The 24890-nt window shown below is 67.2% G+C and carries 22 protein-coding genes and 1 tRNA gene; 11 read left to right on the plus strand and 12 right to left on the minus strand.

The window, feature by feature from the left end; all coding sequences use genetic code 11:
* Positions 1 to 7: 7 nt before the first annotated feature.
* On the minus strand, positions 8 to 1006 hold the full coding sequence (locus AAE021_RS02865) for a YafY family protein (protein WP_342024160.1): 999 nt from the start codon (positions 1004 to 1006) through the stop codon (positions 8 to 10).
* Positions 1007 to 1130: 124 nt separating this feature from the next.
* On the opposite strand from AAE021_RS02865, the gene AAE021_RS02870 reads away from it, so the two are divergent.
* The 4 genes from AAE021_RS02870 to AAE021_RS02885 all read left to right on the plus strand — a co-directional run bounded on the left by AAE021_RS02870 (position 1131) and on the right by AAE021_RS02885 (position 4294).
* A complete protein-coding gene (locus tag AAE021_RS02870; protein ID WP_342024161.1) occupies positions 1131 to 1745 on the plus strand; it encodes a DinB family protein in 615 nt (204 codons plus the stop codon).
* Between the two features lie 230 nt (positions 1746 to 1975).
* Positions 1976 to 2971, plus strand: a complete 996-nt coding sequence (locus AAE021_RS02875; RefSeq protein WP_342024162.1) for a GlxA family transcriptional regulator — start codon at positions 1976 to 1978, stop codon at positions 2969 to 2971.
* A gap of 94 nt (positions 2972 to 3065) precedes the next feature.
* Complete coding sequence (gene fabG, locus AAE021_RS02880) at positions 3066 to 3839, plus strand: 3-oxoacyl-ACP reductase FabG (protein ID WP_342024163.1); 774 nt, start codon at positions 3066 to 3068, stop codon at positions 3837 to 3839.
* Between the two features lie 2 nt (positions 3840 to 3841).
* On the plus strand, positions 3842 to 4294 hold the full coding sequence (locus tag AAE021_RS02885) for a MaoC family dehydratase (RefSeq protein ID WP_342024165.1): 453 nt from the start codon (positions 3842 to 3844) through the stop codon (positions 4292 to 4294).
* Between the two features lie 127 nt (positions 4295 to 4421).
* On the opposite strand, the gene AAE021_RS02890 is transcribed toward AAE021_RS02885, so the two are convergent.
* The 11 genes from AAE021_RS02890 to AAE021_RS02940 form a co-directional block, all read right to left on the minus strand.
* A complete protein-coding gene (locus tag AAE021_RS02890; RefSeq protein ID WP_342024166.1) occupies positions 4422 to 5696 on the minus strand; it encodes an ABC transporter substrate-binding protein in 1275 nt (424 codons plus the stop codon).
* Positions 5693 to 6778 (minus strand): branched-chain amino acid ABC transporter permease, encoded by a 1086-nt coding sequence (locus tag AAE021_RS02895; protein ID WP_342024167.1) that lies wholly within the window; start codon positions 6776 to 6778, stop codon positions 5693 to 5695. The genes AAE021_RS02890 and AAE021_RS02895 overlap by 4 nt, the downstream gene beginning before the upstream one ends.
* Positions 6775 to 7653, minus strand: a complete 879-nt coding sequence (locus tag AAE021_RS02900; RefSeq protein WP_342024168.1) for a branched-chain amino acid ABC transporter permease — start codon at positions 7651 to 7653, stop codon at positions 6775 to 6777. The genes AAE021_RS02895 and AAE021_RS02900 overlap by 4 nt, the downstream gene beginning before the upstream one ends.
* Entirely contained in the window at positions 7653 to 8369 is a 717-nt protein-coding gene (locus tag AAE021_RS02905; RefSeq protein ID WP_342024169.1) for an ABC transporter ATP-binding protein, read from the minus strand. Before AAE021_RS02905 ends, AAE021_RS02900 begins: the two co-directional genes overlap by 1 nt.
* Positions 8366 to 9160, minus strand: coding sequence for an ABC transporter ATP-binding protein (locus AAE021_RS02910; RefSeq protein WP_342024170.1), 795 nt, complete (start codon positions 9158 to 9160; stop codon positions 8366 to 8368). The genes AAE021_RS02905 and AAE021_RS02910 overlap by 4 nt, the downstream gene beginning before the upstream one ends.
* A 99-nt stretch (positions 9161 to 9259) precedes the next feature.
* The gene (locus AAE021_RS02915) at positions 9260 to 10234 is read right to left on the minus strand and encodes an NADPH:quinone oxidoreductase family protein (protein WP_342024171.1); all 975 of its coding nucleotides are present in this window, start codon (positions 10232 to 10234) and stop codon (positions 9260 to 9262) included.
* Positions 10231 to 10830 (minus strand): TetR/AcrR family transcriptional regulator, encoded by a 600-nt coding sequence (locus tag AAE021_RS02920; RefSeq protein WP_342024173.1) that lies wholly within the window; start codon positions 10828 to 10830, stop codon positions 10231 to 10233. Before AAE021_RS02920 ends, AAE021_RS02915 begins: the two co-directional genes overlap by 4 nt.
* A 340-nt stretch (positions 10831 to 11170) precedes the next feature.
* A tRNA-Arg gene (locus tag AAE021_RS02925) sits at positions 11171 to 11246 on the minus strand.
* 151 nt (positions 11247 to 11397) lie between these two features.
* Positions 11398 to 12945 (minus strand): oxidoreductase, encoded by a 1548-nt coding sequence (locus AAE021_RS02930; RefSeq protein WP_342024174.1) that lies wholly within the window; start codon positions 12943 to 12945, stop codon positions 11398 to 11400.
* Positions 12942 to 13808: an FAD:protein FMN transferase gene (locus tag AAE021_RS02935; protein WP_342024175.1), complete on the minus strand. Its 867-nt coding sequence runs from the start codon at positions 13806 to 13808 to the stop codon at positions 12942 to 12944. The genes AAE021_RS02930 and AAE021_RS02935 overlap by 4 nt, the downstream gene beginning before the upstream one ends.
* A gap of 11 nt (positions 13809 to 13819) precedes the next feature.
* Complete coding sequence (locus AAE021_RS02940) at positions 13820 to 14302, minus strand: FMN-binding protein (RefSeq protein WP_342024176.1); 483 nt, start codon at positions 14300 to 14302, stop codon at positions 13820 to 13822.
* Between the two features lie 218 nt (positions 14303 to 14520).
* Here AAE021_RS02940 and argS point away from each other — a divergent pair, with 218 nt between their 5' ends.
* The 7 genes from argS to prfA all read left to right on the plus strand — a co-directional run bounded on the left by argS (position 14521) and on the right by prfA (position 24887).
* A complete protein-coding gene (argS, locus tag AAE021_RS02945; RefSeq protein WP_342024177.1) occupies positions 14521 to 16170 on the plus strand; it encodes an arginine--tRNA ligase in 1650 nt (549 codons plus the stop codon).
* Between the two features lie 3 nt (positions 16171 to 16173).
* On the plus strand, positions 16174 to 17628 hold the full coding sequence (gene lysA / locus AAE021_RS02950) for a diaminopimelate decarboxylase (protein ID WP_342024178.1): 1455 nt from the start codon (positions 16174 to 16176) through the stop codon (positions 17626 to 17628).
* Positions 17629 to 17635: 7 nt separating this feature from the next.
* A complete protein-coding gene (locus AAE021_RS02955; protein ID WP_342024179.1) occupies positions 17636 to 18934 on the plus strand; it encodes a homoserine dehydrogenase in 1299 nt (432 codons plus the stop codon).
* 4 nt (positions 18935 to 18938) lie between these two features.
* Positions 18939 to 20054 carry a threonine synthase gene (gene thrC / locus AAE021_RS02960; RefSeq protein ID WP_342024180.1) on the plus strand — a complete coding sequence of 372 codons (1116 nt, stop codon included), beginning with the start codon at positions 18939 to 18941 and terminating at the stop codon, positions 20052 to 20054.
* A gap of 6 nt (positions 20055 to 20060) precedes the next feature.
* Positions 20061 to 21038, plus strand: coding sequence for a homoserine kinase (thrB, locus tag AAE021_RS02965; protein ID WP_425362438.1), 978 nt, complete (start codon positions 20061 to 20063; stop codon positions 21036 to 21038).
* A gap of 398 nt (positions 21039 to 21436) precedes the next feature.
* Positions 21437 to 23650: a transcription termination factor Rho gene (gene rho, locus AAE021_RS02970; RefSeq protein WP_342024181.1), complete on the plus strand. Its 2214-nt coding sequence runs from the start codon at positions 21437 to 21439 to the stop codon at positions 23648 to 23650.
* Between the two features lie 157 nt (positions 23651 to 23807).
* Complete coding sequence (gene prfA, locus AAE021_RS02975) at positions 23808 to 24887, plus strand: peptide chain release factor 1 (RefSeq protein WP_342024182.1); 1080 nt, start codon at positions 23808 to 23810, stop codon at positions 24885 to 24887.
* Positions 24888 to 24890: the final 3 nt, after the last annotated feature.

The following is a 24890-nucleotide window of genomic DNA, read 5'->3' on the forward strand; positions in this document are numbered from 1 at the left end:
TCCCAGTCTAGTGGCTGGAACCGGCAGCCGGGCCTGATTTCGCCGAGGGCCGGGCATCAGCGGCGCGCTGGAGCAGGGCGGCTGCGGAGCGGGCGCGTTCACGCATCTCCGCCGGGGCCAGGATCTCGAATTCCAGGCCCAGCCCGGCCAGGCGCATCAGCGGCATATCCAGCGAATCCCACCCGCCGCGCAGGATCGTATGGTCCGGCCCGTCCTCTTCCAGAGTGGCGGCCTCCGGTGGAATCCGCTCCTGGAGTTCACCGAGCGGCACGGCAAGCCGCAGCACGACGTCGTACCGGTACGGGAAGCGCGTAATCGAGTCCTGGACATAGGCGGCCATGTCCTTTGCGGGCAGGGGCCGGGGAAAGAACCGCTCGCGCACAGCGGGGATGCTTTGGCAGCGGTCCATGCGGAAGGTGCGCCAGTCCTGCCGTTCCAAGTCCCAGGCCGCCAGGTACCAGCGGCGGCCGGTGCTGACCAGCTTGTAGGGTTCCACCAGCCGGCGGCCGGGCGCGGCACCGGCCGCGGTGTAGCGGAAGGAAACCACCCGCTGTTCCGCGATGGCACCCGACAGGGCTGTCAGGGTCTGCGGATCAACGCTGGCGGCGTTGCCGGCGAGCACGCTGACGGATAGCCGCAGGGCGGAGAATTTGGGCCGCAGCCGCCCGGGCAGGACCTGCTCCAGCTTGGCCAGGGCACGGACCGATGCCTCGCCGATGCCGGCAACCGGCCCCGTGGCAACGGCAGCCAGTCCGAGGGCGACGGCGAGCGCCTCGTCGTCGTCCAGCAGCAGCGGCGGAAGCTGGGCACCGGATCCGAGCTGGTAGCCGCCTGCGATCCCCGGGGATGCGGAGATCGGGTAGCCGAGGCTGCGCAGTTTGCTGATGTCGCGGCGGACCGTGCGCTCGGTCACGGTCATCCGGTCAGCCAGTGCGGCACCGGTCCACTCGCGCCGCATCTGCAGCAGCGACAGCAGGTGCAGCAGGCGCGCTGAGGTTTCCAACATGGACACCAAGGTACTCCTGCCTCAGGACAGAAGCTGTCCGCATACCTCCTTAGTCTGGCTTCGGGGGCACATTCAACACAGGCTCAGGCTGGAATGAGCGGCACAACGAAGGGCGGGAGCAGGGATGGAACGGGATGCGGAAGCGGCAGCGGAGGCTGCGGGACTGGCCGGGCCGAAGGGCGGACTGAACGTCCCGGCCGCGCTCGCAGACCAACTGCGGTGGCACTGGGAGAACCAGGCCCGTCCGCGGCTGGAGGGGCTGAGCGACGAGGAGTACTTCTGGGAGCCTGTCCGCGGGTGCTGGAGCGTGCGGCCCCGGGGAACGGGGACGGCGTCGATCCAGGCGGGTTCGGGAAATTTCACCATCGACTTTGAGTATCCGGAACCGGTGCCTGCTCCCTTCACCACGATTGCGTGGCGGCTTGGACACCTCCTGGTGGGGGTGTTGGGAGTCCGGAACGCCGCGCACTTTGGCGGCCCGGAGGTTAGCTACGCGGACTTCGACTATCCCGGCACCGCCGCCGGGGCGCTGGAGTTGCTGGATCAGTACTACGGGACGTGGATCCATTCCATCTCCGGCCTGGACGAAGCGGCGCTCGCCGCTCCGGTGGGCGAGTCCGAGGGGCCCTGGGCGGCGGAGCCGATGGCCACCCTGGTGCTGCACATTAACCGCGAGATGATCCATCACCTGGCCGAGACCGCGCTGTTGCGCGATCTCTACGCCCACCGGCAGCGGTAGCCGGGCGGGGACCGGTGTCGTCCCAGGCATAGTGCGAGGGGAGCGGAGGAAGATGGCCGTTGCCGTCACGCCGCACAGCAATGACCGTTGCCGTGGACAGCAGAAGGAGGAAGGAGAAGCCAGCAACCAGAAGGAGGAAAGTAACCATGTGTCCATGGTCGGCGGCGCATCCACAAAGAATAAGTGGCAGAAAGGACCATTACCGTCAAGATACTGCCATGCTGGTCCCCATGCTCAGATCCGTAGCCCTGATAGTGCTCGACGGCGCCGCGCCGTTCGAGCTCAGCGTGATCGCCGAGGTCTTCGGGATCAACCGTTCGGACCGCGGGACCGGAGTCCCGGCCTTCGACTTCCGGATCTGCACCCCGGTGCCCGGGACAGTGCAGACCAAGACCGGATTCAGCATCAACATCGACACCGGGCTGGAAGCTGCCGCCGACGCGGACCTGGTGGTCGTGGCGCCGGTCGGAGATCACTGTCCGCCGCGGACGGGGGCGCCTTCCGAAGTGCTGGGCACCCTCCGGGATGCCGCGCTGCGGGGCGCCTGGGTGATGAGTATCTGCTCGGGAGCGTTTGTGCTTGCCGAAGCCGGGCTGCTGGACGGCCGCCGGGCAACCACGCACTGGATGTACTCCGCTGAACTGGCCGCAGCCTATCCCGCCGTCCGTGTGAACGAGGACGTGCTGTACGTGCAGGACGGAAAAATCATCACCAGTGCCGGCACCGCAGCAGGCATCGACGCCGCTTTGCATCTGGTGCGCCTGGAACTCGGGGCCAAAGCCGCCGCCGCCATTGCCCGGGACATGGTGGTTCCCCCGCACCGCGAAGGCGGGCAGGCGCAGTACATCGACAGGGCAGTGCCTGAGCTGGCCTGCGGGACCCTGGGCCCCGTCCTGGAGTGGGTGGGGGAGCATCTGGCCGAGGAGCACACGGTCAAGGAGATGGCCGGCCGGGCCGCCATGTCCCCGCGCACCTTCGCCCGCCGGTTCCGGGCCGAAACCGGCACGACTCCCGCCGCCTGGATCACTGCCCAGCGGGTCCTCCGGGCGCAGGAGCTGCTCGAAGACACCGATCTCAGCGTGGAGGAGGTGGCGGGGATCAGCGGTTTCGGGCAGCCGGAACTGCTGCGCCACCATTTCCACCGCAGTGTGGGAACCAGTCCGGCGGCCTACCGCAGGACGTTCCGCGGCACGAACCCGCGCCCTGCCGAAGCGGGGCGGGGGTGAGGAGAAAGCTCCGGAAAGGTTGCACCCGTTGCGTACGTACCGTCCGGTCGGTACGCTCGGCGGACAGCGTGATCCAGCTACTCAAGGGAGAGACATGACCGAGGTTCCGGCACCACCTGTTCAGCGCACCGCCGTCGTTACGGGAGCGGGACGCGGCATCGGCGCCGCCGTTGCCGCCCGGCTCGCGGCTGACGGCCACCGCGTGGCCGTCCTTGACCTCCGCGAAGAAGACACCGCGGGCACGGTTGAGGCCATCAACAACTCGGGCGGCAAGGCGGTGGGGGTGGGTGCTGATGTGTCCGACGCCGACGCCGTTGACGCCGCCGTGGCCCGCATCACCGAAGAGCTCGGCGCACCCACGATCCTCGTCAATAACGCCGGCATCCTGCGGGACAACCTGCTGTTCAAGATGACCGAGACGGACTGGGATGCGGTCATGGGCGTCCACCTGCGCGGAGCATTTCTGATGAGCCGCGCCGTGCAGGTCCACCAGGTGCGGGAAAAATGGGGGCGGATCGTCAACCTGTCCAGCACCTCCGCGCTGGGCAACCGGGGGCAGGCCAACTATTCCGCGGCCAAGGCCGGGCTGCAGGGCTTCACCAAAACCCTGGCCATCGAACTGGGCCGGTACAACGTGACGGTCAACGCCATTGCGCCGGGCCTGATCGAAACCGACATGACCCGGTCCACGGCGGAACGGATGGGTGTTGCCTACGAAGATTTCATGGCGCGCGCAGCCGCTGACATTCCGGTGGGACGGACGGGAAAGCCCGCCGACATCGCGGCGGCGGCATCATTTTTTGTCCGGGAAGAAGCATCCTTCGTCTCCGGACAGGTGCTCTATGTCGCCGGCGGACCGAGAGGCTGACAATGGCACACTTTACTTCCGTGGAGGAGCTGGAGTCCGCCGTCGGGCAGCGGGAAACCAGCGAATGGATCACCATCGACCAGGAACGCATCAGCCGGTTCGCCGACGCCACCGACGACCACCAGTGGATCCACCTCGACCCGGAGCGTGCTGCCGCGGGGCCCTTCGGAACCACCATTGCCCACGGTTTCCTGGTCCTGTCGCTGCTGCCGGCGCTGACGGCCGGACGGCTGAGCGTGGACGGAGCGGTCATGGGCATCAACTACGGGCTGGACCATGTGCGGTTTCCCCATCCGGTTCCAGTCAATGGCCGGGTGCGTGCGGTGTCCGAACTGGCAAAGGTTGAAACCACCCGCCAGGGCATCCGAATCGTCACGGGAATCACCATTGAGCTGGAGGGGGCGGACAAGCCGTCCGTCGTCGCTGAATGGATCACCCTGTATGTCCTGGGCTGAGCGCTGATGACCCAATGAGCGAAGGGTCCCCATGAACAAGGGGACCCCATGAAAAAAGGGACCTGCCCGTCCACCACGGGCAGGTCCCTTTCTTCATGTTCCGGCGACCGCATGCGGCCGCCGGTGCCTACTGCGGAATGCCGTTTTCCGGCATGGCGGGACGTTCCTCGGTGTAGGGGCTGACCGAGTCGCCTTCCACCGCATACGGAGTTCCGGTGTAGGACTGCACGCCGCCGGAGACGAGAGTGATCATTCCTCCCGTGTAACCGGCATGGCTGTCAGCACTGAAGCCCAGCGGGACGTGCCCGTTGCCTTTGACGTTGCCCGATTCCAGGGCTTCCAGCAGGGAATCCCGCGTCGGGTTCTCGCCGGCTTCATGCAGCGCCTCAACAAAGAGGTAACCAAGGGACATCCCGAAGATCGTATTGCCGTCAAACGCCGCCCCCGGGTTGTACTCCTCGTTGATTTCCTTGAACTTTTCCGTCCATTCGTCCGCTTCGTCGGAGTAGGCCGGAAGGTAATTGGCGCTGATGAACCCTTCCAGGAGCTTGTCCGTGTTTTCGCCAAGGTAGCTCGACAGGGTGTTGTAGTCGCCGCCCGCTGATGACGCCGCCCACTTCGGGAAGTAGCCAAGCTTGGCGGCGGTTCCGATGGCCTGGGCGCTGAAGCCGTTGATCGAGGCCAGGAAGTTCACCTCGCAGCCGGCCGCCTGCATGGCGCTGATCTGGGCTGCAACGTCAGTGTTGGCGGTGGAATACACCTGTGAACTGGCAAGCCCGTCACTGCCCAGCGCCGCTTCGAGTCCGGTCTTGAAGTCCGCCCCAAAATCGTCGTCCTGTCCAAACAAGCAATAGGTGGCGTCAGGGAATTCCTCCTGCACGTAGGTGGCCAGGACCTTGGACTCGGTGTCGTAGTCCTGCATAAAGCCGTAGGTGTAGGGGTACTCCTCCGGCTGGTTCCAGGTGGGGCTCCCGGAGGCGACAAAGAGGTCCGGAACCTCGTTGTCGTTCAGGAAATCCAGCACCGAGCTGTGCGGGGGAGTGCCCAGTCCGCCGAGGATCGCGAACACTTCGTCCTGGAGCACCAGCTCCCGCACCACGCTTTGCGTGTTGGCCGGGTTATAGCCGTCGTCCTTGACGCTGTACTCAATGCTGCGGCCATGGACTCCGCCGTTGTCATTGACGTAGTCGAAATAGGCCTTCGTTGCCGGCGATATGGACGAGTATCCGGAGGCAGCCGGTCCCGTCAACGGCTGGTGGGTGCCCACCGTGACGGTGGTGTCGGTAATCCCGGGGACGTCTTCAGCGGCTGCCGGTTCGCCGTCTCCGGAGGAACCGCAGGCTCCCAGGACGAGGGCCGCCGTGACTGCGGCGGCAAGGACTGAGTACTTGGAACTGGTCATGGCTGGCCTTTCGTAGTGGTGAGTTGCGGTTGCAGGGGAAGCGTTGAGGGTGCCGGAGCGGCGGTGGGGTGCCTGCCGCGGACCCGGCGTGCCGCGGTGGACAGCAGTCCCTGGATGCCGCGCGGAGCGAGCAGGATCACCAGGACGAGGATGGTGCCGAACACCGCGATGGCCAGGTTTCCGTCCAGCCGCTGTGCGGCGTCGGCGGACACCGGAAGGTCTGCGGTGAAGGAATTGATGGAGTGGGGCAGGAACACCATGATCAGGGCACCCCATACGGCGCCGGTGAGGGAACCGATGCCGCCGATGACGGCCGCCATCAGCAGGTACAGGGACAGGACCAGGGAGTACGCTCCGGGACTGGCGCTTTGGGTGATGTAGGCGAGGAGCCCGCCGCCCAACCCGGCAGCGGCCGCGCTGACGGTGAAGGAGATGATCTTGGTCCGGGCCACGTTCACTCCGGACAGCGCTGCGGCCGCATCATTGTCCCGCACGGCCCGCAGCTGGCGGCCGAAGCGTCCGCGCAGCAGGTTGTTCAGCACGGCCATGACGGCGACGGCGCAGAGGATGGCCAGCCAGGACTGCCACTGTTCGTTGCTGACGATGCCACGGAGGGCTGCCGGACGCTTTTCCACCGTGATCCACAGTCCCTGGTCGCCGCCGAGCACTCCGGAGAACGTGCTGGTGACCGCGGGAATGGCCACGACAAGTGCGAGCGTGAAGCCGGCGAGGTACGGGCCGTGCAGCCGTCCCGCGGCGCAGCCGATGATCAGCCCCAGCACTGCGGCTCCCAGGACAGCCGCGGCAAGCGGGGCCAGCAGAAGGACCGGACCTTCGATTCCTGACTCCGCCATGGCGTTGGCGCAGAGTGCGTAGCTGTAGGCGCCGCCGGCCATCAGCGCCGCCTGCCCGAGCGAAAGCTGCCCGCCGCTGCCGGTGAGCACGGTCAGCCCGGCAACCGCGCACAGGTAGGCGCACACGGTGGCCAGCTGGTAGGACACAAAAGGTTCGAGCCCGAAGGTCAGGCCGATCAGGGCTGCCGCGGCTGCGGCGGCCAGCAGCAGGGATTTGAGCGGATTCATACCGTGCGCTCCTTCGTCAGGGAAAACAGTCCGGCGGGGCGCAGGAGCAGCACCGCCAGGAGAAGGACCAGCACTGCGATGGGGGCCAGCGTGGCGCCGAGGTAGCCGCTGACCCAGCTGAGCACCACTCCCACCGCCAGGCCGCCGGCAACGGCGCCGCCGGCGGAGTCCAGGCCGCCCACCACGGCCACCGTGAACGCATACACAAACACGGTGTCCACGGCGTGCGGATTCAAACCGAGCTCGGTGGGAATGATCAGCAGGGCGGCCAGGGCGCCCACGGCCGAGGACAGCGCCCAGCCCAGTGTCAGCATGCGGGAGGACCGCACTCCCAGCAGCCGTGCCAGATCGGGGGCGAAGGCGGCGGCGCGCAGCCGAAGTCCCAGGGACGTCTTGGTGAAAAGCAGCGCCAGCCCGCCGACAATCACGGCGATACACGCGAAGATGAACAGGTCGTAGGGGGAAACGGCGCTGATGCCTCCGACGGAAAGCGGGGACGTGCTGAAGGGCGTGGACATGGCCCGGTAGCCGTTGCCGAAGATCATGCCCAGGATCGCCTGGATCACCAGGAGCAGTCCGAGGCCGGCTATGACGGAATTCAGCGGGGACGTGTTTCCCACGAAGCGCATCACGGTCCGCTCCACGAGGGCGCCCAGGAGCAGGCCCGCGGCGACGGCGGAGGCCAGTCCCAGCCAGTAGCTGCCGGTGGCGCTGGTGACGGTGAAGGCCACGTAGGTGGTGGCCACAGCCATGGCTCCCTGGGCGAAGTTCACAATGCGGGCAGCGCGCCAGATAATGACCAGCGACAGCGCAAAAGCTGCCAGCACGGCTCCGCGGGCGAGGCCGTCAACGGTGAGGAAGAGAAATCTGTCCATCAGAACCCCAAGTAGGTGTGGCGGAGATCGGTGTCCGCGGCCAGGTCGGCGGCGGGGCGGGAGGCAACTATGTTGCCCAGGCTGAGGACGACGCCGTCATCGGCAACGGCGAGGGCACTGCGGACGTTTTGCTCAATCAGCAGGACCGTCAGTCCGGTGTCGTCGCGCAGTCCGCGCAGCAGCCCCAGGATCTGGGCGGTGATGCGCGGAGCCAGGCCCAGCGAGGGTTCATCCAGGAGGAGCAGCCGCGGGTCTGCCATCAGCGCCCGGCCCAGGGCCAGCATTTGGCGCTCGCCGCCGGACAGCTGGTGGCCTGCGGCGCGGCGGCGGCGGTCCAGCGGTTCGAAGAGTTCGTACATCCGTGTGAGCAGGGCCGCTGCGGCAGCGCGGTCCCGGCGCCATAGTCCGCCGAGGCGCAGGTTCTCATCGACGGTGAGTTCGGTAATGACTCCGCGTCCTTCCGGGACCAGGGCAATGCCGCGGCGCACCATGTCCTCAACCCTGACGCCGGCAAGGTCCGATCCGTCGAAGCGGATGCTGCCGCCCGTGGGCCGCAGCTGGCCGACGACGGTGCGCAGCAGCGTGGTTTTGCCGGCACCGTTTGCCCCGACGACGGCGGTTATGCTGCCGGCCTCCACGGTGAGGCTGATGCCGTGCAGAACGGGGACGGGTCCGTAACCGGCGCTCACGTCGTCCAGGACCAGGAGGGCGCTCATACCGGCTCCACCCCCAGGTAGGCGTCGGTGACGGCTGGATTGGCTCCGATCTCCGCGGGTGTGCCCTCGGCGATCAGCTTGCCGAAGTCCAGGACCGCGATGCGCTCGCAGACACTCATGACCAGGTCAACGTGGTGCTCCACGAGCACCACGGAGCAGCCCGTGGCGCCAATGGTGCGGATGATTTCCGCCAGCTCATCAATGTCTTCGTGAGCGAGCCCGCCGGCGGGTTCGTCCAGCAGCAGCAGGCGGGGTGATCCCGCCAGGGCGCGTGCCAGAGCCACCTTCTTGCGGACCCCGTACGGCAGGGTGTCCGGCAGTGCTGCGGCGTGGCCGGCTATGCCCAGTCCGTCCAGGGCTTGGAGGGCGCGGTTGCGAAGCTGTGCTTCCCCGCGCCGGGAACGGGGCAGCGCCAGTCCGTCCGCCAATGCGCCGTGGCGGGCGGTGCCTTCCAGCCCGAGCAGAACGTTTTCCAGAACCGTGAGGCCGGAAAACAGTCCCAGGCCCTGGAGGGTGCGGGAAACGCCGTGGTGGATGAGGCGGTGGGGGCTGGGCCGGAAGGCCGCGCCGTCGAGCTCCAGAGAACCGGAGGCCGGAGTGTTGAAGCCGCACACAACGTTGAAAAGAGTGGTTTTGCCCGCCCCGTTGGGGCCGATGATGCCAACCACGGCCCCTGCCGGGACGGCGAAGGTCACCGCATCCAGGGCGGTGAGACCGCCGAACTTCACGCTGATGCCGCGGAAGTACAGCCGGGGGATCGGAACCGACTGGTCGGTATGTTGCACTGCCATAAGGACTCCGTTGTCTCGTTAATGGTTGCCGTGCTGGTGCTCGTGAATCGTTGTTTTGCGGAAATCGTGGACGTCCTGCCGAACAGGCGGGCGCAGCGGCTACAGGGCCAGCACCACCCGCCCTGCGGTCAGTCCATCGCCGAGGCGCTGCACGGCTCCGGGCGCCTCGGCAAACGGAACGGTTTCAGTGACCAGCGGACGGACCAGGCCCTTGTCCGCCAAAAGAGTGAGTTGCTCGTGAACCTCTTTCACCAGTTCCGGCGCACGCTTGGTGTAGAGCGCCCAGTGCAGGCCCAGCAGGGAGTAGTTCTTGACGAGCGCATGGTTCATGCGTGCGCTCTGCAGGGTTCCGGCGGCAAAGCCAACCACCACGATCCGGCCTTCGAAGGCGATGCAGCGGGTGGAGCGGTCAAAGGTTTCTCCGCCCACGGGATCGTAGATGACGTCGGCGCCGCGTCCCCCGGTGGCCGTGTTGACTACCTCCACGAAGTCCTCGGTGGTGCGGTTCACCACGATGTCGGCGCCCGCCTCTTCGGCGACCCGGCGTTTGGCTTCATTGCCAACCACGCCGATCACCCTGGCGCCGGCGGCCTTGCCCAGCTGCACGGCCGCCGTGCCAACACCGCCGGCGGCGGCATGCACCAGCAGTGTCTCTCCGGGGGCGATCCGCGCCCGGCGGTGAAGGCCGAAGTACCCGGTCTGGTAACCGATGCACAGGGCCGCGGCCTCGGCGTCGGACAGGGATTCCGGGGCCGGGAAGACAGCTGCCGCGGGAACCTGCACCTGCTCGGCCATCACGCCAAGATGCGAGGCAATCACGCGGTCACCGAGCGAAATCCCCGTGACGCCGTCGCCGATTGCCGTAACGGTGCCGCACAGCTCAATGCCCGGGATGAAGGGCAGCGCCGGTTTTTCCTGGTACAGGCCGCGGCAGAGCAGCACATCCGGGAAATTCAGGGCGACGGCGCGGGTGGCCAGCACCACCGTGCCCGGCATGGCCTCGGGTGCGGGCAGTTCGGCCAGGTGAAGGGCATCGCGCGGTTCGGCGAGGGTGGTGACGTTCCAGGCTTTCATTCGGATGATCCTTCGGGTAGGGCGGGCCGCAGGCCGGCAAGGTACAGATCAGTCAGTTGCTTCGCGACCTGGTGCTTCGTCAGCGGCCCGGAGGGCTGGTACCAGAACGAGAGGTAGTGCGGGTTGGCGAAAAAGTTGGCCACGAGGACGGCCGTCGGGATGTCGGTGCGGAAGATGCCCTCTTCGCGGCCGCGGGCGATCAGTGCGCCGAAGACCTCGTTGTAGCGGCGGCGGCGGTCCTTCACGGCTTCCATCCGGTCGGGACTGAGCATGTGCTGGGACCGGAAGAATACGGTGCCTTCACGAATCCAATCGATCGAGGTGACGATGACGTCTTCGCAGACCAGCCGGACGGTCTGCTCCACGGGCAGGCCGCGGGCCGTGATTTCGGTGAGGTTGTGGTGCTGCAGGGTGAGGATCCGGTCGTAGATGTCGAAGAGCAGATCATCCTTGGAATTGAAGTAGTGGTACAGGGCGCCCTTGGTGACGCCGGCGGCATCGACGATCTGCTGCACGCTGGTCCTGGCGTAGCCTTGGCTGGAAAAGAGCTCCACGGAAACGCGGGCCAGTTCTTCCTTGATGTTCATGGTCTTCATGCGGGTGTTCCGTGTTTCTCGTGGAGTCTCGTGCCGGAATGCCGCCGGGTGAACCCGGGAACCGACCGGTTGGTATGTAGGGATCACCATACCGTCACAATGCCCGATGTCCGCAAGGGTTTGGCGAAAGAATTCCCGCGGCTTCGGTATGGAAGGATGACCCTGCCGTGTCTTGCCGCCCCCCCCCCCGCGGTGCGCGTGCTGGTAGCGTCCCGTTGCAATCGGTGCGTCAAGCTGCCCGGGGACGAATGCTTTGACGGGGGAACCGATGGTGGGGCCGGCCGGGGCCCGGGCAAAAGAAAACACCCCGGTCCGAAGACCGGGGTGCTGTCACTTGATATGGTGCCCTCGATAGGATTCGAACCTACGGCCTGTTGCTCCGGAGGCAACCGCTCTATCCCCTGAGCTACGAGGGCAAGGACGCCGGTAAACCGGCAGGTCCTGTGGGACTCAAGAAGCTTAGCAGGTCCGGCGCGCCGTGTGAAAACGTCCCCGGATCATGCCGCGGAACGGGCGGTGTGGACGCCCCCGGGTCAGAGGCCCCCGGGCCAGAGGCCCTCGGGCCCCTCAGTAGCCCAGGAAGGCATCCGTCCGGACCGGGCGGCCGCCGGCGCGGCGGACCGCGGCACGGGCGGCAGCCACGGCGGCGGGGGATCCGGAAACGTATCCGGCGCGCCGCGAAATGTCCGGCACTGCGGAGGCCAGGGCTTCCGCGTCCGGGAGGCCGGGGCCAAGATACGTCCAGCCGCTGATCTGCGGGTCGGTGGGCGTGCAGACCAGGACACGGATGCCCAAACGGTGCAGTTCAGCCGCGTAGGCCAGCTCATCCACCGAAGCGGCGGCATACACGAGGACGACGTCGCGCTCCACAGTCCCGGGACCTCTCCCGTCACCACCGGCAGCCAGCGAGCGCAGCTGGCTCATGAAGGGGGTGATGCCCACGCCGGAGGCGATCAGCAGCAGCGGGACCGTGCGGTCCCGGGGAAGCAGGAAGTCTCCGGCCACTGACGTCGCGGACACCACGGCGCCGGGCTTGAGCTTCAGCAGGGCGGTCTTGAACGAACTTGCCGGTTCGGCGGCCCGCAGCCCCACGGCAACCGTGGCGGAATCCTGCGGAGCCGTGGTGAGGCTGAAGATCCGCCGGGTTCCCCGCGCGTCGGCCGTGCCGTGCGGGATGCTCAGTTCCACATACTGGCCGGGCTGGAAACGCAGCGGACGGGTCGGTTCAAACACCAGTTCGCGCGCGGTGGGGGTCAATGCGCGGTTCTCCCGCAGCCGCAGCCGGATCCCCGTGCGCGGAGCCAGGGCAAAGGCCAGCACATTGCCGGCCAGCAGGGCCAGCTCGGGGGACATGAAGACCGGGCCGGCGCTCAGCGGCACGGCGAACAGGACGCCGACGACGCCGGCCTCCAGCAGGCGCTGCCAGCGCCGCGGGGGCAGGGTCAGCGGCTCGGACAGCATGAAGCCGGCAAAAAACACCACCGGGTAGGAAGCAAGTAGGATTCCCAGCGCCGTCGGAAGGGCCTCCCCGGCCATCACCATCCGCACGGTAATGATGACGCCGGCGGCGAGCAGGAACACTGCGGCCATCGGCAGCAGCCGGTTCCGGTACAGGATGACCGCAGCCGCCGGGAGCACGGCCACGAGCATCAGCGGCGCCGCCACCCACCACACGGCGGCACCCAGGCCGGTCAGCGCCAGGACCGCAGCACCCAGGGCTGCGGGATTAAAGATGTGCCGGCCGCGCCAAACCAGCAGGTACTTGGACACGGTGGCGGCACCGGCGGCCAGTGCCACGGTAAGCAGAGCGGATCCCTCGGTGCTGGGCCACAGCAGGAAATAGAGCAGCAGCCCGGTGATGAGCGAAGAATCCGTCTGCGGCCGGGTGCGGAAAAGCAGCCCCATGACGCGGCTGGCGACAAGGGCGGAGACGACGGCGGTGGCTGCGGTTGCCGCCAGCTCGGACGGGGTGAAGGCGAGCGCCCCGGCGAAGGAAAGCACAAATGACCAGGCGGTGACGGCCAGCAGCAGGATCACCGTCAGCCGGTACATCGTCCAGCGGCCGGTGAAGGCGTCCAGCCGGCGGGTAACCGGCGCGGGCAGGGAAAGACTCATGAAAACAGGACTCCAGCCATGGCATCTGAGAAGGTGGCCCGGCCGTCCGAGAACATCCGCACGTAGTCAAACGCGAATTCCTCGGCCAGCCGGGCAGGATCAGTGAAAAATAAGGCGGTGGCCAGCCCGTCCGCCGTCATGGCGTCAGCGGCCAGCACCCAGGTGGCGGCCACCCGCTGGACCGGCCGGCCGGTGGAGGCATCCAGGATATGGTGCAGTCCGTCGCCCCAGGTTCGCCGGTTTCCCGCGGACGCGCACATTGCACGGTCCTGCAGCGGCACAATGCCAATGGCCCGCGTGGTGTCATACGGATGCTCCAGCGCAACCCGCAGGCTGGCAGCGCCTGCGTGCCGCAGGTCCGAACCGGCGTCCACCGTGAGCTCCCGGTGACCGGCGGAGTGCAGCAGCTCGAAGACCAGGTCCACCAGCTGGCCCTTGCCGGCGGCGCCGATGTCCAGGGTCGCCGGAATCGTGGTGTTCAGCTGCACCCTGCCGCCGGTGCTTTCCCAGGACACGGCCGCGGCCCAGTCCGGTGCCGGCACCGGCCCGGAGCCGGCAAAGGAATAGGCGGCGTCGTACCCGAGCTTTTCCAGGGAATGCCCCACCAGGGGATTAACGGCCCCGCCGGATAACCGGTGCAGGCTGTCGAACAGGGACAGCAGCGGTGCCGCTGAGGGCGGCAGATCCACGGTTCCGGCCTCCCGGGTCAGTGCGGTGATGACCGAATCGGAGCGGAACCTTGAATAAGTGCGGTCATAGTCCTCAACGAGGTCCGCCACGGCGGCCCGGACCGGTGCGGCAAGCGGTTCAGCCGTGGTGATGGTCCACGCGGTGCCGATGGCATCGAATCTCGTCTCCGGCATGGCGCGGCAGTTTAGTTCGCGGCTTCGGAGCGGATGGTGTCCAGGGCCTTGTTGAAACCGGAACTGGTAAGGGATGAACCGCCCACCTTGTCCACGTCCAGCTCGTCGAGGTTTTTGCCGACCACCTGCTCCTGCACCTTGGAGGTGAAGTCGCGCTGGTGCATCTTCGAGGTGGGATGGTTGCCGGAGGTTTCGACCTGAAGCTCCGTGACCACGCTGTCCTTGAGGGTCAGCGTGACGTCCACCTCCTCGGTCTGGTTCGACGGCGGGGTGTAGCTGCCCTGGGCCGAGTACTCGCCGTCGGCGTAGGCGCCGGCCGCGGCACCGTCCTGGGGTGCGGCGCTTTGGGGTGCGGCACTCTGGGGTGCAGCCGTGGCCGCGGCGGAGGACTCCTGCGCGGCGGGTGCCTCATCGGCGGCCGGTCCGGCGCAGGCGGTGGAAGCCAGGGTCAGGGACGCGGCGGTGAACAGCAGTGTCTTGCGGGTGTGGTTCATTTCTCTCCTGGAGATGGGGGCAGCAGGCAGACCGGAGGAAGCCCGGTGAGGTGTCCCTATCCATTACAACGTATTCAGCGCAACGCTGCCTGTGAGCAGGTGCGCGGGGGACGGCACAGCGGACGGCACCGCGGACGGCGCGGGGGACGCTGTGGGGGACGCCGCGGGGGACGTCACAGTTCGCGGAACCGCAGGTGAGACGAGGCTATGCTTAACCGGTGACTCCTGAAGAACTTTCCTCCGCCGTAACTGCCTGCCTCCAAGACGCCATCGATGCCGGTGATTTCAGCATCGACGTGCCCCGGGAGGTGCGCGTGGAGCGGCCGAAGAACCGGGACCACGGTGACTGGGCCACCAACATCGCCCTGCAGCTGTCCAAGCAGGCCGGCATGAACCCGCGCCAGTTCGCGGAGATCCTCAAGGGCCGCCTCGAGAAAATCGACGGCGTGGCCAAGGTGGACATTGCCGGTCCCGGCTTCCTGAACATCACCCTCGACGCCGGTGCCGCCGGCGAGCTGGTCAAGACGATTGTCGACGCCGGACCGGAGTACGGCACCTCGGAGATCCTCAAGGGAACCCGGATCAACCTCGAGTTTGTCTCGGCCAACCCCACCGGACCGATCCACCTGGGTGGAACCCGCTGGGCCGCCGTCGGCGACGCCCTGGCCCGGATCTTCGAATCGCAGGGCGCCGAGGTGACCCGCGAGTACTACTTCAATGACCACGGTGCGCAGATCGACCGTTTTGCCCGTTCCCTGCTGGCCTCCGCGAAGGGCGAAGCCGCTCCCGAGGACGGCTACGCCGGCGCCTACATCGAGGACATCGCCAACCGCGTGCTGGCAGCGGAGCCGAACATCATGGAGCTGCCCGACGCCGAGGCGCAGGAACGCTTCCGCGCGGTGGGCGTTGACTTCATGTTCACGGACATCAAGGAATCCCTGCACAACTTCGGCGTGGACTTCGACGTCTTCTTCCACGAAGATTCCCTCCACGAAAACGGCCAGGTGGACAAGCTCCTGGAACAGCTCAAGGGCTCCAAGAACCTGTACGAGAAGGACGGCGCCTGGTGGCTGAACTCCACCGAGTTCGGCGACGACAAGGACCGCGTGGTCATCAAGTCCGACGGCAAGGCCGCCTACATCGCCGGTGACATTGCCTACATCCAGAACAAGCGCGACCGCGGCTTCGACCTGAACTTCTACATGCTGGGCGCCGACCACCACGGCTACGTTGTCCGCCTGAAGGCCGCTGCCGCAGCGCTGGGCCACGACCCGGCCTGCGTTGAGGTGCTGATTGGCCAGATGGTCAACCTGGTCAAGGACGGCAAGCCCGTGCGCATGTCCAAGCGTGCCGGCACCGTGGTGACCCTGGAGGACCTGGTGGACGCGGTGGGCGTTGACGCCGCCCGCTACACGCTGGCCCGCTTCTCCGCGGACTCCAACATCGACGTCGACCTTGACCTGCTGACCAAGCGCAGCAACGAGAACCCGGTGTTCTACGTCCAGTACGCCCATGCCCGCACCTACGCCCTGGCCCGCAATGCCGAAGCCGCCGGTGTGGATGACTCAGCATTTGACGCGTCCCTGCTGACGCACCCGACCGAGGGCGAGCTGCTCGCCGCACTGGGACAGTTCCCCGGCGTCGTCGCGCAGGCCAGCGCGTTCCGCGAACCGCACCGCGTGGCCCGGCACCTGGAAGTCATCGCCGGCACCTACCACCGCTGGTACGACGCCTGCCGCATCGCCCCCCAGGGCGACGAGGAGATCACCGACGTCAACCGCACGCGCCTGTGGCTGAACCTTGCCGCCCGGACGGTCCTGGCCAACGGCCTGGACCTGCTGGGAGTTTCCGCTCCGGAACGGATGTAATCAATGACTGTTTCCCCCCTCGCCCCCGGCTGGCTCAGCTACCCGGCGGACGCGAATGCCCTGCGCCCGCAGATGTGGGCGCGCGACGTGACCCGGAACGACGGCGGCGAACTGGAAATTGCCGGTGTTTCAGTCTCCGCGCTGGCGAAGGAGTTCGGCACGCCGCTGTTCGTGGTGTCCGAGGCTGACTTCCGGGCCCGTGCCCGGGACTTCAAGGATTCCTTCGACGCCGCGTTTGCCGACCTCTGCGGGGGAGTGGATGTCTACTACGCCGGTAAGGCCTTCCTGTGCACCGAAGTGGCCCGCTGGGTGGCCTCCGAGGGACTGCGCCTGGACACCTGCTCCGGCGGGGAACTGGCGGTGGCCCGCCGGGCCGGCATTCCGGGTGCGGCCTTGGGGCTGCACGGTAACAACAAGTCGGACGCGGAGCTGACCCGTGCCCTGGACATGGGGCTGGGCCGGATTGTCGTGGACAGCCTGGCCGAACTCCAGCGGCTCGGCGCCCTGGCGGCATCGCGCGGCGAGCAGGCCAACGTCATGCTGCGGCTGACCCCGGGCGTGCACGCCTCCACCCACGAGTTCATTGCCACCGCGCATGAGGACCAGAAGTTCGGGCTGTCCATGGCACCGGACCCCGAAGCCGGGGACAGGTCGCCGGCGGAAACCGCAGTGGCTGCCGCCCTGGCACACGAAGGCATCCGCCTGCTCGGGCTGCACTGCCACATCGGCTCCCAGATCTTCGAGGCTGAGGGCTTTGAGCTCGCAGCGCAGCGGCTGCTGGGTTTCCTGGCGGAGATCAAGGCGGTGCACGGCGTCGAGCTGCCCGAGCTGGACCTTGGCGGCGGTTACGGGATTGCCTACACCGAGGCCGACGCCCCGCGCCCGCCGGCCGAGATTGCCAAGGCGATGGCCGCCGTCGTCGGCTCCACCTGCGCGGAGCTTGGACTGGCCGTGCCGCGGATTTCCATCGAACCCGGCCGCGCCATTGCCGGCCCCACCACCTTCACCCTGTACCGCACCGGAACGATCAAAACCGTGCGCGTGGACACTGACGGCGGCGGAACCTCCGAACGCCGGTACGTTTCGGTGGACGGCGGGATGAGCGACAACGCCCGTCCGGTGCTTTACGACGCCGATTATTCGGCCGTGCTCGCATCGCGTGCGTCCGAAGATGACGCGGTTATGTCGCGCGTGGTTGGCAAACACTGCGAGAGCGGGGACATAGTGGTTCGGGACGTCTACCTGCCGGCGGACACCTCCGACGGCGATCTGTTGGCCGTTCCCGGCACCGGTGCGTACTGCTGGGCGCTGGCCAGCAACTACAACTACATTGCCCGGCCGCCCGTCGTCGCCGTCCGGGACGGCGCTGCCCGGCTGATTATCCGCGGCGAAACCGAAGACGATCTGCTGGCCCGGGACGTTTATGCCTCCCACCAGCCCGAAACGCCAGAGGAGTAGGCACCATATGAAGACCCTGAAAGTTGCCCTGCTGGGATGCGGAAACGTTGGCTCCCAGGTTGCCCGGATCCTTCTCGACGACGCCGAAGACCTGGCCTCGCGCACCGGAGCCCGGCTGGAGCTGACCGGCATCGCAGTCCGTAACCCCGACGCTCCCCGCGACGTTGACCTGCCGAAGGAACTGTTCACCACCGACGCCGAAAAGCTGGCGGAGAACGCTGACATCGTCATTGAGCTGATGGGTGGCATGGAACCGGCCCGCACGCTGATGCTCCACGCCATCGGCCACGGCGCGTCGGTGGTCACCGGCAACAAGGCCCTGCTGGCCGCCGACGGCGCCGCGCTGTTCCAGAAGGCGGACGCCGCCGGCGTCCGGCTGGCCTACGAAGCCGCCGTGGCCGGAGCCATCCCGATCCTGCGCCCCATCCGGGACAGCCTCTCGGGTGACCGCATTACCCGCGTGCTGGGAATCGTCAACGGCACCACCAACTACATCCTGGACGCCATGGACACCACCGGGGCGCAGTTCGCCGACGCCCTGGCCGAAGCCCAGCGCCTGGGCTACGCCGAAGCCGATCCCACCGCCGACGTCGAGGGCCACGACGCCGCCGCCAAGGGCGCCATCCTCGCGTCGCTGGCCTTCCACACCAATTTTGACCTGGCCAACGTTTCCTGCGAGGGAATCTCCGCGGTCACCGCCGGCGACATAGCCGCCGCGAAAGACGCCGGGTTTGTCATCAAGCTGCTGGCCATTGCGGAAAAGCTGGAGAACGACGGCGAACCGGGCGTCAGCGTCCGCGTGCACCCGACGCTGCTGCCGCGCACCCATCCGCTGGCCGCGGTCCACGGCGCGTTCAACGCCGTGTTCGTGGAGGCGGAAAACGCCGGAGAGCTGATGTTCTACGGCCAGGGCGCGGGCGGTGCGCCCACCGCCTCCGCCGTGATGGGCGACGTCGTCAGCACCGCCCGCCGGCTGGTGCTTGGCGGTCCGCTGGGCGCCGAGACGCCCACCGGACACGTTCCGGCCCTGCCGTTCGAGAAGGTGACCACCAGCTACAGCATTGGCCTGGAGGTCACCGACCAGCCGGGCGTGCTGGCCGCCGTGGCCCGGGTGTTCGCCGAAAACGGCGTCTCCATCGAAACCATGCGCCAAACCATCCACAGCGACGGCGCCGGAACAGCCGCGGAACTGCGCTTTGTCACGCACCGCGCGTCCGAAGCCGCGCTGGCAGCAACCGTCGAGGCCATCAAGGGCCTGGACGTCATCAATTCCGTCACATCCGTCCTGCGGGTAGAAGGGGTCTAATACCGTGGCTCACCAATGGCGCGGCGTCATCCGCGAATACGCCAACCGTCTTCCCGTTACCGACAGCACCGAGATCATCACCCTGGGTGAGGGCGGCACGCCCCTGGTCAAGGCCAAGGCCCTGTCCGAACTCACCGGCTGCGAGGTGTACCTCAAGGTCGAAGGCATGAACCCCACCGGCTCCTTCAAGGACCGAGGCATGACGATGGCCATGACCGCCGCCGTAGAATCCGGGGCCAAGGCCGTGGTCTGCGCGTCCACCGGCAACACCTCCGCCTCCGCCGCCGCGTATGCAACTCAGGCCGGCATCACCTGCGCCGTGCTGGTGCCGGACGGCAAGATCTCCATGGGAAAGCTCAGCCAGGCCATCGCCCACGGCGCCGAGCTGCTGCAGGTCAACGGCAACTTCGACAACTGCCTGGACGTGGCCCGCAAACTGGCCGAGGCCTACCCGGTGTTCCTGGTGAACTCAGTGAACCCCGCCCGCATCGAGGGCCAGAAGACCGCAGCCTTCGAAGTGGTTGACGCGCTTGGCGATGCCCCGGACCTGCACCTGCTGCCGGTGGGGAACGCCGGAAACATCACCGCATACTGGAAGGGCTACAAGGAATACGCCGCTCCCTACACGAACATCGCCGGCGAGGAACTGGCACCGGTGGCCACAAAGACTCCCACCATGTGGGGCTTCCAAGCCGAAGGCGCATCGCCGCTGGTGAAGGGCCACCCGGTGACGGACCCGGACACCATTGCCACCGCCATCCGGATCGGCAACCCCGCATCCTGGGACCAGGCCATCGCAGCCCGCGATGAGTCCGGCGGCCTCATCGAAGCCGTCACGGACACCGAAATCCTCGAGGCGCACCGCTGGCTGTCCTCCCGCGAGGGCGTTTTTGTGGAGCCAGCCTCCGCCGCAGGCGTGGCCGGGCTGCTGAAAAAGCATGCCGCCGGTGACGTCCCGGCCGGCAAGAGGATCGTTATTACGGTCACCGGCCACGGGTTGAAGGACCCGCAGTGGGCGCTGCGCACCGCCGACGGTTCAGACGTGGAGCCCACCAAGGTGGAGTTCGACGTCGTATCCGTTGCCGCAGCGCTGGGCCTGGAAGCACAGGCCGCGGGTTAGGCCGACATGCAGGTGAGTGATTCCGCGGCACCGTCCCGCACCATGGTGGCGCCGGGCCAGGACGTGACCGTCCGGGTCCCGGCCACCAGCGCCAATCTCGGCCCGGGCTTTGACAGCCTGGGGCTTGCGGTGGGCCTGTACGACACCGTGCGCGTCCGGACCTCCGGCGAGCCCGGAACCGTGGTCCGCATGAGCGGCGAAGGCGCCGCGACGCTGCCCACCGACGGGACCCACCTGGTGGCCCGCACGGTCCGGCTGACCGTCGAGGCCGCCGGGTATTCCCTGCAGGGCCTGAGCCTTGATGCGGACAACGTGATTCCGCACGGTCGCGGCCTGGGCTCCTCAGCCTCGGCCATCGTGTCCGGTGTCCTGGCCGGCAACGCCCTGCTGCCGTCCGAACACCGGCTGGACGCCGCAGGGCTGCTGGACTTGTGCTCCCGGTTGGAGGGGCATCCGGACAACGTTGCACCAGCGCTGGCCGGGGGACTGGCCATCTCCTGGGAGGAAGACGGCGTTTTCCGTTCCGTTTCCGCCCCCGTGCACCCGGACATCATTCCCGTGGCGGCGGTTCCCGCCAACGAGTTGTCCACGGAAAGCGCCCGCGGACTGCTTCCGGCACAGGTGCCGCATCCGGCGGCCGCGGCCAACGCGGGCCGGGCGGCACTGCTGATCCATGCCCTCGCCGCCGAGCCATCCCTCCTGCCGGCGGGCACCGTCGATTTCCTGCACCAGGAGTACCGGGCACCGGCCATGCGCGCCAGCGCCGCGCTGATGGCACATCTGCGGGCCGGCGGGCTGGCTGCGGTCATCTCGGGAGCCGGTCCCACCGTCATGGCCCTGGCCCACGGAGTGGATCAGGCGTGCCGGGCCGAAGAGCTGATCGCCGAGCATCTTGCGGCCGCGGGAACCGCGGAATTTTGGCGTGTTCTGCGGCTGAGTGTGGACCGAGATGGTGCTAGAGTGGAAGAGCACCAGCGGTACTAACCGTCTTGTGTTCCCCGCACCCAGGTTGTGCTTTCGCATCCAGGCCGTCCGTTTCTGGACCGCCCTGAAGAATTGTTGAAAACTCGTTGCCGAGGGCATAGTGTCCAAACACCGTGTCGGAAACTCTTGTTCAACTGCGGAGATGCAATTCTCGGTGCAGCCTTCCGGGTACTGCCAAGAAACGGCCAGTCCCCTTGAATGCCGCATAGTTCGGCAGCGAAGCTGACCAAACTCCTGTGGATTTCTTTCCAAAGGCACCTTATGTAGATTCGCCGATTCCCGGCTCTTACCGGCAATAGGCGAACCCTGACCCCCATGTCTGACCATAGGGGGATCAGGGCCAAATCATCCGCGGCCGGCACTGCGCCGGACCGCCCGACGAGGGGGAAGGATCCTTCGTGACAGACACCACTGACCTGACAACAGGTGTGGACTCAGCTAACGCCGGAACAAACGGCGAAGCCACTTCAAAAAGCTCCGGTCTTGCGGGCCTCAAGCTCGCGCAGCTGCAGGCGCTTGCCGGCCAGCTGGGCATCACCGGCGGGTCCCGCATGCGCAAGGGAGATCTCGTAACGGCAATCTCCAACCACCAGCGGGGCGGCGCAGTTGCCGACCGCCCGGTTCGCGGTGCGAAGACCGAGGCTGCCCAGAGTGACGGAGCCAAGGCCGGCACCGAGCGCGCAGCCGCTCCGGTTGCCGCCGCTGAGGCACCCGCCGCCGAGCAGTCCGCTCCCGAGCGTCCCGCCCGGACCCGCAACCGCAACCGCCGCGCGGCCAGTGACGGAGTCGTCACCACACCCGCCGCGGAAGCGCCAGTTCAGGCCCCCGCCGAGACACCGGCCGTCCAGGCCGATGCTCCCCGCGAGGAAACCCCACGCGAAGACAACCAGCGCGAGCGCGGCAACCGCCGTTCACGCAGCCGCCGTGCTGACAGCGAAGCCTCCGACAACGGCCGCGACGCACGCCAGGACCGCGACGCACGCCAGGACCGCGACGCCCGCCAGGATAAGGCAGAGCAGAACAACAAGGCAGAGCAGAACAACAAGGCCGAGCAGAACGGCAAGGTTGAGCAGAACACCGAGTCCGCGCCGTCGAACGCGCCGGAGTCCGGGACGGCAGAGCGCCCGTCCGAGGACCGCAGCCGGGAGAACACCCGCAGCGAGCGCGAGAACAACCGCGACCGCGACAACAGGCGCGAGAACACCCGCGGCGACCGCGAGAACAACCGCGACAACACCCGCGGCGACCGCGAGAACAACCGCGACGACAGCGAAGAAAACGGCCGCGGACGCAACCGCCGCAACCGGAACCGGAACGACCGTAATGACCGCGGCGACCGCAATGACCGCAGCGACCGGAATGACCGCAGCGACCGCAATGACCGGTTCCGCGACCGCAACGAGCGCCGCCGCAACCGCAACCAGAACCCGGACGTGGACGACGTCGAGGTCACCGAAGATGACGTCCTGCTGCCCGTAGCCGGCATCCTGGACGTCCTCGAGAACTACGCGTTTGTCCGCACCTCGGGTTACCTGCCGGGACCGAACGACGTCTACGTGTCCCTGGCCCAGGTCAAGAAGTACAACCTGCGCAAGGGCGACGCCGTTGTCGGCGCCATCCGCGCACCCCGCGAAGGCGAGAGCCAGGGCGGAAACCAGCGCCAGAAGTTCAACGCGCTGGTCCGCCTGACCACGGTCAACGGCAAGCCCGCCGAGGACAACAAGGACCGCGTGGAGTTCTCCAAGCTGGTTCCGCTGTACCCCTCCGAGCGCCTGCGCCTGGAGACGTCCGCCAAGGTCATCGGCCCCCGTGTCATTGACCTGGTGGCTCCGATCGGCAAGGGCCAGCGCGGCCTCATCGTCTCGCCGCCCAAGGCCGGCAAGACGCTGATCCTGCAGGCCATTGCCAACGCGATCACGATCAACAATCCTGAGGTCCACCTCATGATGGTCCTCGTGGACGAGCGCCCCGAAGAAGTCACGGACATGCAGCGCACGGTCAAGGGCGAGGTTATTGCCTCCACCTTCGACCGTCCCGCCGATGACCACACCACGGTGGCCGAACTGGCCATCGAGCGTGCCAAGCGCCTCGTGGAAATGGGGAACGACGTCGTTGTCCTCCTGGACTCCATGACCCGCCTGGGCCGTGCCTACAACCTGGCCGCTCCGGCGTCGGGCCGTATCCTCTCCGGTGGTGTGGACTCGTCCGCGCTGTACCCGCCCAAGCGTTTCTTCGGTGCTGCCCGCAACATCGAAAACGGCGGCTCGCTCACCATCCTGGCCACGGCCCTGGTGGAGACCGGGTCCAAGATGGACGAGGTCATCTTCGAGGAGTTCAAGGGCACCGGCAACATGGAACTGCGCCTGTCCCGCAACCTCGCGGACAAGCGCATCTTCCCGGCCGTGGACGTCAACGCGTCCGGTACCCGCCGCGAAGAGAACCTGCTCTCGCCCGACGAGGTCAAGATCATGTGGAAGCTGCGCCGCGTGCTCTCCGGCCTGGACACCCAGCAGGCGCTGGAGCTGCTCACCGGAAAGATCCGTGAGACGCAGTCCAACGTTGAGTTCCTGATGCAGGTCCAGCAGACCACCCTGGGCACCAAGGACAACTAGCTGCCTTACCGAGCCGCTCATGCTCCGGCCCCTCCGCATCCGCGGAGGCGCCGGAGCCTGGGCGGTTTGGCAGTTAACGCGCGCACCTGAGTAAAGTTTTTTGAAGGTCCTCCCGAATTCCGGGCCAGGTCCACCGTCGAAAGAGGAACTAGAGAACATGTTTGAGTCCATACAGGGTCTGTTGGATGAGCACGAGGAGCTGCAGCTGCGGCTTTCCGATCCGGCAGTGCACGCGGACCAGGGCCTGGCCCGCCGGCTTGGCCGGCGCTACGCCGAACTCAGCCGCATCGTGGACGCCTACAACAAGTGGCACGCCCTCGAGGACGATCTTGCGGCCGCTTCCGAAATGGCGGCGGAGGACCCGGAGTTCGCAGCCGAGGTTCCGGTGCTGAAGGAGGCCCTCGACGAGGCGCAGGAAAAGCTGCGGCGCCTGCTGATCCCGCGGGATCCCAACGACGGCCGTGACGTCATCATCGAGGTCAAGGGCGGTGAAGGCGGCGACGAGGCGGCCCTGTTCGCCGGTGACCTGCTGCGCATGTACACCCGTTACGCCGAGCACCGCGGCTGGAAGACGGAGATCATCACCTCCACCGAGTCGGACCTGGGCGGCTACAAGGACGTGTCCATGGCCATCAAGGGCAACTCCAACGACCCCGCCGAAGGCGTTTACGCCCGCCTGAAGTACGAAGGCGGAGTGCACCGCGTGCAGCGCGTTCCCGTGACGGAGTCCCAGGGCCGCATCCACACTTCGGCCGCGGGCGTGCTGGTCCTGCCGGAAGTGGACGAGCCCGAGGAAGTGGAAATCAGCCAGAACGACCTGAAGATCGATGTCTACCGGTCCTCGGGCCCGGGCGGCCAGTCGGTGAACACCACGGACTCCGCAGTGCGCATCACCCACCTGCCCACCGGCATTGTGGTGGCCATGCAGAACGAGAAGTCGCAGCTGCAGAACCGTGAAGCCGCCATGCGCGTGCTGCGCTCACGCATCCTCGCGCACGAGCAGGAAAAGATCGACGCCGCCAACTCGGACATCCGCAAGTCGCAGATCCGCACCATGGACCGCTCCGAGCGCATCCGCACCTACAACTACCCGGAAAACCGGATTGTGGACCACCGCACCGGATATAAGGCCTACAACCTGGACACCGTCATGAACGGCGACCTTGAAGCCGTGGTGCAGGCCGCCATCGAGATGGACGAGCAGGCCCGCCTGGACGCCATTGGTGACGAGAACTAACGT

It is taken from the genome of Arthrobacter citreus (genome assembly GCF_038405225.1).
Taxonomy (GTDB): domain Bacteria; phylum Actinomycetota; class Actinomycetes; order Actinomycetales; family Micrococcaceae; genus Arthrobacter_B; species Arthrobacter_B citreus_A.